The organism is Actinocorallia lasiicapitis (assembly GCF_054778695.1).
The window spans coordinates 1-8,687 of sequence record NZ_BAAGZI010000260.1; the positions used below are offsets into that span (position 1 = coordinate 1).

The following is an 8,687-nucleotide window of genomic DNA, read 5'->3' on the forward strand; positions in this document are numbered from 1 at the left end:
GGCGGGGGCCGCGGCGGCCGGGCTGGCGGCCTGCGGGCTGTTCGTGCTGCAGCTCAAGGACTACCAGGACAGATACGAGCACGATCTGATCGCCCAGCTCGCCCAGCGGGTCCTCAACATCAGGGGCGGGCTCGAGGCCGGCTGGTACCTGGCGGTGGCCTGCTCGATCGTGCTCGGCGGCTGCGCGCTCGGCCAGCTCGTCCGGCGCGCCCGGCCGGCCGGCGGGTAAAGCCGGATAGCCTCATCCCGATCCTCATGCCGAAGAACCGCCCCTGGGCCGCTCCCCTCCTCACCGCCGTGCTCGCGCTCGCCGTGGCCTGGTGGGGCCTGACCGCGCCCTCGCTCTGGCGCGACGAGGCCGTCACCGCGGACGTCGCGGGCCGCTCCCTGCCCGACCTGCTCAGGACCCTCACCCACATCGACGCCGTCCACGGGCTCTACTACCTGCTGATGAAGATCCCCGTGACGCTGGCCGGAGACCAGGCGTGGGCGCTGCGGCTGCCCTCCACGCTGGCCGCCGCGGGGACGGCCGCACTGACCGTCCTGCTCGGGCGGCGGCTCGGCTCGGAGCGCCTCGGGATCACGGCGGGGGTGCTCGTCGCCCTGTCGCCGATGATGACGCGGTACGCCCAGGAGGCCCGGCAGTACGCGCTCGTCGCGTTCCTGGCCGTCCTGGCCACCTCTCTGCTGACCAGGGCGGAGAGCCGGCGGGGCTGGATCGGCTACGGGCTGAGCGTGCTGCTGCTGGGGTTCACGCATCTGTTCGCCCTGTTCCTGCTGCCCGCGCATCTCGCGACGGTGCTGCTGGGCCGCCGGCCCTGGCGGCCGTGGGCCGTGACGGTCGGGGCGGCGCTGCTGCCGGTGGCGGGGCTGGCGCTGCTGGCCAGGCGGCAGAGCTACCAGATCGACTGGATCGAGAGCCCGCGGCCGAAGGATCTGCTGCATCTGCTGGGCTCGCTCAGCCTGGTGCCCGCGCTCTGCGTCCCGGCGGCGATCCTGCTGATCATGGCGCTGTGGAAGTGGTCTCCGCTGGCCGAGACGGCGCTGCCGTGGCTGGTGCTGCCGCCGGTGCTGCTGCTGCTGATCTCACTGGTCCACCCGACCTATGTCGAGCGGTACGTCCTGTTCTGCGTGCCGGCGGCCTGCCTGCTGCTGGCGGCCGGGCTGGAACGCCTCCCCTGGAAGGCGGCCGTCCCGCTGGTGGTGATCGCGGCGATCGTCACCGTGCCCAAGCACCAGACGCTCCGCGACCCCCACAGAGCCCGGCTGGACGATCTTCGCGAGCTCAGCCGGATCATCGCCGCCCACGACCGTCCCGGCGACGCCGTCGTCTACACCGATCCACGGTTCCGGCCGGTCGCCGCCGCCTCCCCCGCGCTCGCCTCGCTGGACGACGTCCTGCTGGCCAAGAGCCCCGTCCAGGCAGGCGATCTGATGGGCAGGGAACTGCCCAAACGGGAGTACGCGGCCTCGCTCGCCGGGACGCGGCGGGTCTGGCTGGTGCGCAACTGGCTGCCGTTCCTGCCCGGCTCCGACTCCGGCAGGGCCGCGAAGGCCAAGGCGCTCGGGGAACCCGGCTTCCACAAGATCAGGAGCTGGCGGTACCACGGCGGCGAGATCACGCTGTACGAGCGGGCCGCGCCGCCGCGCGTCGAACTGTCGGCGCCCGATCTGACGCCCAAGAAGAACGCCTGACCTCCCGGTCGTCCGGCCGGGCCCGGCCGATCAGTCGTAGGAGCCGATCAGTCGTAGAAGCCGAGACGGCGGAGCTGCTTGGGGTTGCGCTGCCAGTCCTTGGCCACGCTGACCTGCAGGTTCAGATAGACCTTGGTGCCCAGCAGCGCCTCGATCTGCTTGCGGGCGTTGGTGCCGACCGTGCGGAGCCGTTCACCCTTCCGGCCGATCAGGATCGCCTTCTGCGACGGGCGCTCGACGAACACATGCGCGTAGATGTCGGTGAGGTCCTCGCGGCCCTCGCGGAGGTTCATCTCGTCGACCACGACCGCGATCGAGTGCGGGACCTCCTGCTCCACGCCCTCCAGAGCGGCCTCACGGATGAACTCGGCGGCCAGGATCTGCTCCGGCTCGTCGGTCAGATCGCCTTCGGGATAGAGGGGCATCCCCTCGGGCAGGTGCTTGACCAGCTGGTCGGTGACGACGTCGAGCTGGTAGGGGTCGGCGCCGGTCCTGCCGATGCCGCCCAGCGCCGAGACCGGGACGATGTCGGCCCACGAGCCGAGGGCGTCCAGGGCCATCAGCTGCTCGGCCAGGGCCTGCGGGCCCACCTTGTCGGCCTTGGTGACGATCGCGACGACCGGGGTGTCCTTGATCCCGGCCAGTTCACGGGCGATATAGCGGTCGCCGTCGCCGATCTTCTCGTCGGCGGGGACACAGAAGCCGATCACGTCGACCTCGGTGAGAGTGCCGCGGACCAGGCTGTCGAGGCGCTCGCCCAGCAGGGTGCGCGGGCGGTGCAGGCCGGGGGTGTCGACGATGACGAGCTGGGCGTCCGGGCGGTGGACGATCCCGCGGATCGCGCGCCGCGTGGTCTGCGGCCGGTTACTGGTGATCGCCACCTTGGTGCCGACCAGCGCGTTCATCAGCGTCGACTTGCCGACGTTCGGCCGCCCGACGAAGCAGGCGAACCCGGATCTGAAGTCTGGCTGAGTGTTCACCCGATCAATTCTCCCGCACCGCGGCCGGTGCACGGACCCGGCCTCCGGTTCCGCAAGTGAACGCCAAGAGCCTCCCAAGAGCGCTCCGGCGGCCTGACGCCCGAGGATCCGCCAGGCCGTACCGCGAACGAGGACCTGTGAACGCGTGCTAGAGGGTGGCGGTGAGGGTGCCGTCGGGGGCGGCCAGGTGGACGGGGGCCTTGGGGCCCAGATCGCGGGCGGCGGAGATCGACGGGGCTGCGTCGAGGGTGATGATGACGGCGGCCTCGAGGTCTTCCGCGCCGCTGGAGACGGCGGCCGCGACGGCCGCCTCCAGGGCGGTCAGTTTGAGGCTGGGCAGGTCCACGGTGGTGGCCACATAGGTGCGGCCGGTCTCATCGCGGACGGCCGCTCCCTCCGGCGCGCCGTTGCGCGCGCGGGAGGAGCGGGCCAGAGTGATCAGCTTGGCGTCTTCAGGGTTCACGACGGCAGTTTAGTGGCCCTACCTCGTCGCGGTCGGCCGGGCCGTCGCCCTGCGGGACGGCTCGACGACGATCTGCCGGGTCGGCTTCACCGTGACGCGCCTGGTCGGCTTCACGGCCGGGCGCCGCGTCGGCTTGACCACGGCCCGCCTGGTCGGCTGGGCGGAGGCACGTCGCGAAGGCTTGACGACGGCGCGCCTGGTCGGCTTGGCCGAAGCGCGCCGCGTCGGCTTGACGGCGGCCCGCCTGGTCGGCTTGACGACCGGCCGCTGGGTCCTGACGGGCTTCGGAGTGGCGGCGGGCTTCATGGGAACCGCCCTGCCGACGCTCGGCCTCGGCGGGACCGGCCCGACGGGCGCGGGACGCCCGGTCGGCGCAGTGGTGGTGGTCGACGAGACCAGCGAAGCGGCGGTGGCGCGCGACAGTTTCGCCGTGGCCTTCCGCGCGGCCGCCAGAATCGTGACCGGGGCGCGCCGGTTCGCCACCCCCGGCGCCGCCAGCAGCACCAGCTCGTCGCCGGTCCGCGCGAACACCATCTCGTAGGAGATGAGCCGGTCGGCGGTGGCGGCCTGCCGGTAGCGGACCGCGTACGACCCGGGCGGCAGCCCGTCCGTGGCGAGCGGATCGCGGTTCAGCACCAGATCGGTGCCGCTGACCGTCGCGTGCATGGTCGGGCAGGACGCCGCGGCGACCTTCGCCTCCCGCACGAACGTGGCGGCGTTGACCCCGCCCACATGCCAGATCTGCTGGCTGAGGGTGGTGCCGGGGGCCATCTGGTAGAAGGCGGTGGCCGCCTTCGGCACGTCGCGGAGACCGTACCCGTCGGCCAGGGCCAGCAGCCGCCGACATGCCGGATCACGTGGCACGACCCCGCGGAAGACCGGTTGGGCCTGCGCGGGCAGGAAACCTCTCGGGACGTCCTGCTGTGTCAGGACGGCAGCGGTCAAACTGTCCGAATAGAGCTCCTGCTGGGTCGGGACCGCGACCTTCGATCCGCAACCGGCGACCGCCGTGCACGCCCCGATGGCGAGCACGGCCCCGCGAACAATGCGCCTCATGGGATATCCCCCCGAATCCTCCCGATGGCGAGAGTGATCATTCCCGGGGCGCTATGCCTCAATCCTCGACACTGTGATGATCTTGCTTGATCCGTTCCACGAGGACGGTGCCGATCCGGTTCCTGCGTCCGGCGAGCGATTCGGCCGTCAACCGCAGCCCCGCGACCTCGGCCTGCGACCCCGCGATCGCGACCCGGCCGAGCGCGTACGCCAGCAGCCCGCCGACGGTCTCGACGTCCTCGGCCTCGATCTCCACGTCGCAGAGTTCGGCGAGTTCCTCGACGGGCATCCGCGCCGTCACTCGCAGCACACCGTCCGGCAGTTGCTCGACGCGCGGCGCCTCGTTGTCGTACTCGTCGGCGATCTCACCGACGATCTCCTCGAGGATGTCCTCGATGGTGATCAGCCCGGCCGTGCCGCCGTACTCGTCGATGACGATCGCCACATGGATCTGGCGGGCCTGCATCTCGCGGAGCAGATCGTCGATGGGCTTGGAGTCCGGCACGTAGGTCGCGGGCCGCATCACGGTGCCGACCAGCTCGCCTGAGTCGCCGGGGGTCTCGTGCAGCCGCCGGGTGATGTCCTTCATATAGGCGATGCCGACGACGTCGTCCTCGTTCTCGCCGATCACCGGGATCCGGGAGAAACCGCTTCTGAGCAGCAGCGACATCGCCTGGCGGAGGGTCTTGCCGCGCTCGATGAACACCATGTCGGTCCGCGGCACCATGACCTCGCGGACCAGGGTGTCGCCCAGCTCGAACACCGAGTGGATCATCTCGCGCTCGTCCGGCTCGATGACCTTGCGCTGTTCGGCCAGGTCGACGAGGTCGCGGAGTTCGGCCTCGTTGGCGAACGGGCCGTCCCGGAAGCCCTTGCCGGGCGTCAGGGCGTTGCCGAGCAGGATCAGCAGTTGCGGCAGCGGGCCGAGCACGCGGGCGATCGGATGGATCACCGCGGCGCCGAACAGCGCCACCTTGTCGGCGTGCTGGATGCCGAGGGTGCGCGGCGCGACGCCGACCACGATGAAGCTGACCAGAATCATGATCACGGCGGCGACCACGTAGGCGCGCCAGGTCTCGTCGAGCCAGCCGATGCACAGGTCGGCCACTATCACCGTCGCGGCCAGCTCGCAGCTCGTGCGGAGCAGGAGCAGCAGGTTCACATAACGGGCCGGATCCGCGACGACCGCGTTCAGGCTCCTGGAGTCGAGTTCGGCGACCCTGACCCGGGAGACCCGGGCCAGCGCCGTCTCGAAACTCGCGAACAGACCTGCGAAGACCACCAGCAGCACCGCCACGGCGATCATCCACAGTTGGGTGGTGTTCAGCGGGACTCCCGCCACGATTCGAGCAGCTTGCCCTGGAGGCCGAACATCTCGGCGTGCTCCTCGGCCTCGGCATGGTCGTAGCCGAGCAGGTGCAGGATGCCGTGCGTGCACAGCAGTTCCAGCTCGTCCTGCGTGGAGTGCCCGGCGGCCTTGCCCTGACGTTCGGCGACGGCCGGGCAGAGCACGACGTCACCGAGCAGGCCCGGATCTGTCACGCCGTCCTCGGAGCCGCCCGACAGGTGGCCGGGCCGCAGCTCGTCCATGGGGAAGGCCAGCACGTCGGTCGGCTTGTCCTCGCCCATCCACTTGGAGTTCAGCTCGTGCATCGCCTCTTCGTCGACCAGCAGGATCGACAGTTCGGCCATCGGATGGATCTGCATTCCGTCCAGCACGTGCCGCGCCAGGCGGACGATGGTCTCCTCGTCCGCCTGCACGCCCGACTCGTTCAAAACCTCGATGCTCATCTACGCCCCCGCTCGCGCCTGCCCCGCCCGGTTTCGGGGGGCTGTTCGGCGTCGAACCGATCGTAGGCGTCCACGATGTCGGTGACGAGCCGGTGCCGTACGACGTCGGTGCTGGTCAGGCGGCAGAAGTAGATGTCATCGACGCCTTCGAGGATCTCCTGGACGACCTGGAGCCCGCTGCGGGTGCCGTGCGGGAGGTCCACCTGGCTGGTGTCACCCGTGACGACGATCTTCGACCCGAAGCCGAGCCTGGTCAGGAACATCTTCATCTGCTCGGGCGAGGTGTTCTGCGCCTCGTCCAGGATGATGAAGGAGTCGTTCAGCGATCTACCCCGCATGTACGCCAGGGGCGCGACCTCGATGGTGCCCGACGACATGAGCTGCGGGATGGTGCCGGGGTCGACCATGTCGTGCAGCGCGTCGTACAGCGGCCGCAGATAGGGGTCGATCTTCTCGAAGAGCGTGCCGGGCAGGAAGCCGAGGCGTTCGCCCGCCTCGACCGCCGGACGGGTCAGGATGATCCGGCTGACCTTCTTCTCCTGGAAGGCCTTCACGGCCTTCGCCATGGCGAGGTAGGTCTTGCCGGTGCCGGCCGGGCCGAGCCCGAACACGATGGTGTTCTGGTCGATGGCGTCGACGTAGCGTTTCTGGTTGGCGGTCTTGGGACGGATGGTGCGGCCCCGCGACGACAGGATGTCGTGGCTCAGCACCTCGGCGGGCCTGCCGGACTGCCGGAGCATCGCCACGCTGCGCTCGACGGCCTCGGGGGTCAGGGCGGCGCCCTTCTTCAGCAGGGCGACCAGCTCGGTGAAGAGCTTCGCGACCAGTTCGGGCTCGGAGCCGCCGGTGACGGTGATCTCGTTGCCCCGGACATGGATGTCGGAGTTGAAGGCGCGCTCGACCACGGCGAGGAGCTCGTCACGGGAGCCGAGCAGGGCCACCATGGGCTGCTCGTCGGGCACCACGATCTTGATCTGGGATCGGGCCCCGTTGGTGCTGCGCGTGTTTGATTCGGTCATCTGCAGGCCGCTCGACGGCCATTAACCCCTCTGATCTGCGGTTCTTTCCTTCTTCCTCATGTTACCGAGAAGGGAGGACAGTATGCCTAAGGGTTTTTCGCGAAAGCCATTAACCGGGCGGCCAGTCGAAGCCTCGTCCGCCAAGGACGTGGGCGTGCACGTGGAACACGGTCTGCGACGCGTCGCGGCCCGTGTTGAAGACGACCCGATATCCCGTTTCGGCCACTCCCTCGGCCTGGGCGACCTCACCGGCGAGGGTGGCCACCGCGGCCGTCGCGACGGGGTCGGCGCCCAGTTCGGCCAGGTTGGCGTAGTGGGCCTTCGGGACCACCAGCACATGCACGGGAGCAGCGGGATTGATATCGCGGAACGCCAGCGCGTGCTCGCTTTCGAGCACCCTTTCCGCGGGGACGTCCCCATTGATGATCTTGCAGAACAAGCAGTCCACGACGCCTCCGATAACTGATCTCCGCCGCATGTTACCGACAGGTGATACGGAACTTGCACGGCGCGACCGCCCTCCGTCTGGTTAAGGTGGCTTCGCAGCGCGCACCCCCCGGCAGCGAGGCTTGAGACAACGCATGGGTTACCGTAAACCGGACGATGAGGTCGAGCGTCCCACTGAGGTGACCGAGACCCTCGTGGCACCACCGGCCCTCAAGGTGGCGTGGGACGCCGACCAGGCGGTGACGGCGCTCTACAGCGCCAACTACCGCTCCCTGGTCAGGCTGGCCGCGCTCCTCGTCCGGGACGTCGCCACGGCCGAAGAGGTCGTCCAGGACTCCTTCGTCGCGATGCACGGCGCCTGGCGGCGGCTGCGCGATCCCGACAAGGCGCTGTCCTACCTTCGGCAGTCGGTGGTGAACCGGGCCCGTTCGGTGCTGCGGCACCGCGCCGTGGTGGAGAAGTACGCCCCCAAGGGGCTGCCGGACGCCCAGAGCGCGGAGCACGGCGCCATCGTCGAGCTGGAACGCACCGCGGTGGTCAAGGCACTCGGCGGACTCCCGCAACGCCAGCGTGAAGCGCTGGTGCTGCGGTACTACGCCGACCTGTCCGAAGCCGAGATCGCCGGAGCCATGGGCATCAGCCGTGGCGCGGTGAAGAGTCATACGGCGCGCGGTATGGCCGCGCTCCGCAACGTTCTGGAGCAGACCTCATGACCACCCGAGACCCCCACGGCGACGCTCTGCGCAGGGCGCTGCACGCCGAGGCGGACCGGGTCGCGCCCTCGCCCGACGCGCTGCAGCTCATCCGCGAGCGGACCGCGCGCCCGTCCCGGGTGCTCGACTGGAAATGGCTGACCGGCGGCTGGAAAGGGCCGCTGCTGGCGTCGGTGGCGGCGCTGAGCATGGCGGCCGTCGCCCTGTCCGCGACCCCCGCCGCGATCGACCGGTTCACCAACGCTGGCGAGCTCTCGCAGGCGGAGCGGGAGGCGCAGGAGAAGTCGGCGGCGGCCGAGCCCTACACGACCCGCCCCGACGGGACGGTCATCGACCACGAGGGCAGGCCGGTCGCGCCGCCGCTGGTCAAGGTCACCTGTCTGCCGATCGAGCCGGACTCCGGCCTGCGGACCCCGCTCCCCGTGTCGCCCACGCCGTCCCCGACGTCGGTCTCCTGCCCGCCGTCCACGACCCCGACGGTCGTCGCGGTCCCGCCGACGCCCCCGGCGACCACGCCGCCGAG

10 protein-coding genes and 1 pseudogene are annotated in these 8,687 nt (G+C 70.2%); 4 read left to right on the top strand and 7 right to left on the bottom strand.

All coding sequences use genetic code 11. The annotated features are described in order from the left end of the window. Positions 1-229 (top strand): hypothetical protein (locus ACYVE7_RS23690; protein ID WP_460367308.1); only part of this gene is annotated, 229 nt, incomplete at its 5' end. Between the two features lie 26 nt (positions 230-255). Further along, positions 256-1,695, top strand: coding sequence for a glycosyltransferase family 39 protein (locus ACYVE7_RS23695; RefSeq protein WP_460367310.1), 1,440 nt, complete (start codon positions 256-258; stop codon positions 1,693-1,695). A gap of 47 nt (positions 1,696-1,742) precedes the next feature. Here ACYVE7_RS23695 and era read toward each other — a convergent pair whose 3' ends face one another. The 7 genes from era to ACYVE7_RS23730 form a co-directional block, all read right to left on the bottom strand. Then, the gene (gene era / locus ACYVE7_RS23700) at positions 1,743-2,684 is read right to left on the bottom strand and encodes a GTPase Era (RefSeq protein WP_460367323.1); all 942 of its coding nucleotides are present in this window, start codon (positions 2,682-2,684) and stop codon (positions 1,743-1,745) included. 139 nt (positions 2,685-2,823) lie between these two features. Continuing rightward, positions 2,824-3,138 (bottom strand): cytidine deaminase, encoded by a 315-nt coding sequence (locus ACYVE7_RS23705; RefSeq protein ID WP_460367312.1) that lies wholly within the window; start codon positions 3,136-3,138, stop codon positions 2,824-2,826. Positions 3,139-3,156: 18 nt separating this feature from the next. Next, positions 3,157-4,194, bottom strand: a complete 1,038-nt coding sequence (locus tag ACYVE7_RS23710; protein ID WP_460367314.1) for a hypothetical protein — start codon at positions 4,192-4,194, stop codon at positions 3,157-3,159. A 58-nt stretch (positions 4,195-4,252) separates the two neighbouring features. Beyond that, positions 4,253-5,500, bottom strand: coding sequence for a hemolysin family protein (locus ACYVE7_RS23715; RefSeq protein WP_460367324.1), 1,248 nt, complete (start codon positions 5,498-5,500; stop codon positions 4,253-4,255). 17 nt (positions 5,501-5,517) lie between these two features. Then, on the bottom strand, positions 5,518-5,985 hold the full coding sequence (gene ybeY, locus ACYVE7_RS23720; protein WP_460367316.1) for an rRNA maturation RNase YbeY: 468 nt from the start codon (positions 5,983-5,985) through the stop codon (positions 5,518-5,520). Beyond that, positions 5,982-7,004, bottom strand: a complete 1,023-nt coding sequence (locus ACYVE7_RS23725) for a PhoH family protein (protein WP_460367318.1) — start codon at positions 7,002-7,004, stop codon at positions 5,982-5,984. The genes ybeY and ACYVE7_RS23725 overlap by 4 nt, the downstream gene beginning before the upstream one ends. A gap of 109 nt (positions 7,005-7,113) precedes the next feature. After that, positions 7,114-7,482 (bottom strand): histidine triad nucleotide-binding protein, encoded by a 369-nt coding sequence (locus ACYVE7_RS23730; protein WP_460367319.1) that lies wholly within the window; start codon positions 7,480-7,482, stop codon positions 7,114-7,116. A gap of 103 nt (positions 7,483-7,585) precedes the next feature. Between ACYVE7_RS23730 and ACYVE7_RS23735 the strand changes: the two genes are divergently transcribed. Then, on the top strand, positions 7,586-8,164 hold the full coding sequence (locus ACYVE7_RS23735; RefSeq protein ID WP_460367321.1) for a SigE family RNA polymerase sigma factor: 579 nt from the start codon (positions 7,586-7,588) through the stop codon (positions 8,162-8,164). Further along, positions 8,161-8,687, top strand: a pseudogene (locus ACYVE7_RS23740) (hypothetical protein); the annotation flags it as partial. The gene ACYVE7_RS23735 and the pseudogene ACYVE7_RS23740, both read left to right, overlap by 4 nt.

Excerpts from the sequence above, each read along its gene's own strand:
- ACYVE7_RS23695 (WP_460367310.1), top strand. The coding sequence starts at position 256 with ATGCCGAAGAACCGCCCCTGGGCCGCTCCCCTCCTCACCGCCGTGCTC.
- ACYVE7_RS23715 (WP_460367324.1), bottom strand. The coding sequence starts at position 5,500 with ATGATCGCCGTGGCGGTGCTGCTGGTGGTCTTCGCAGGTCTGTTCGCG.
- ACYVE7_RS23710 (WP_460367314.1), bottom strand. The coding sequence starts at position 4,194 with ATGAGGCGCATTGTTCGCGGGGCCGTGCTCGCCATCGGGGCGTGCACG.
- ACYVE7_RS23725 (WP_460367318.1), bottom strand. The coding sequence starts at position 7,004 with ATGACCGAATCAAACACGCGCAGCACCAACGGGGCCCGATCCCAGATC.
- ybeY (WP_460367316.1), bottom strand. The coding sequence starts at position 5,985 with ATGAGCATCGAGGTTTTGAACGAGTCGGGCGTGCAGGCGGACGAGGAG.
- ACYVE7_RS23730 (WP_460367319.1), bottom strand. The coding sequence starts at position 7,482 with ATGCGGCGGAGATCAGTTATCGGAGGCGTCGTGGACTGCTTGTTCTGC.
- ACYVE7_RS23735 (WP_460367321.1), top strand. The coding sequence starts at position 7,586 with ATGGGTTACCGTAAACCGGACGATGAGGTCGAGCGTCCCACTGAGGTG.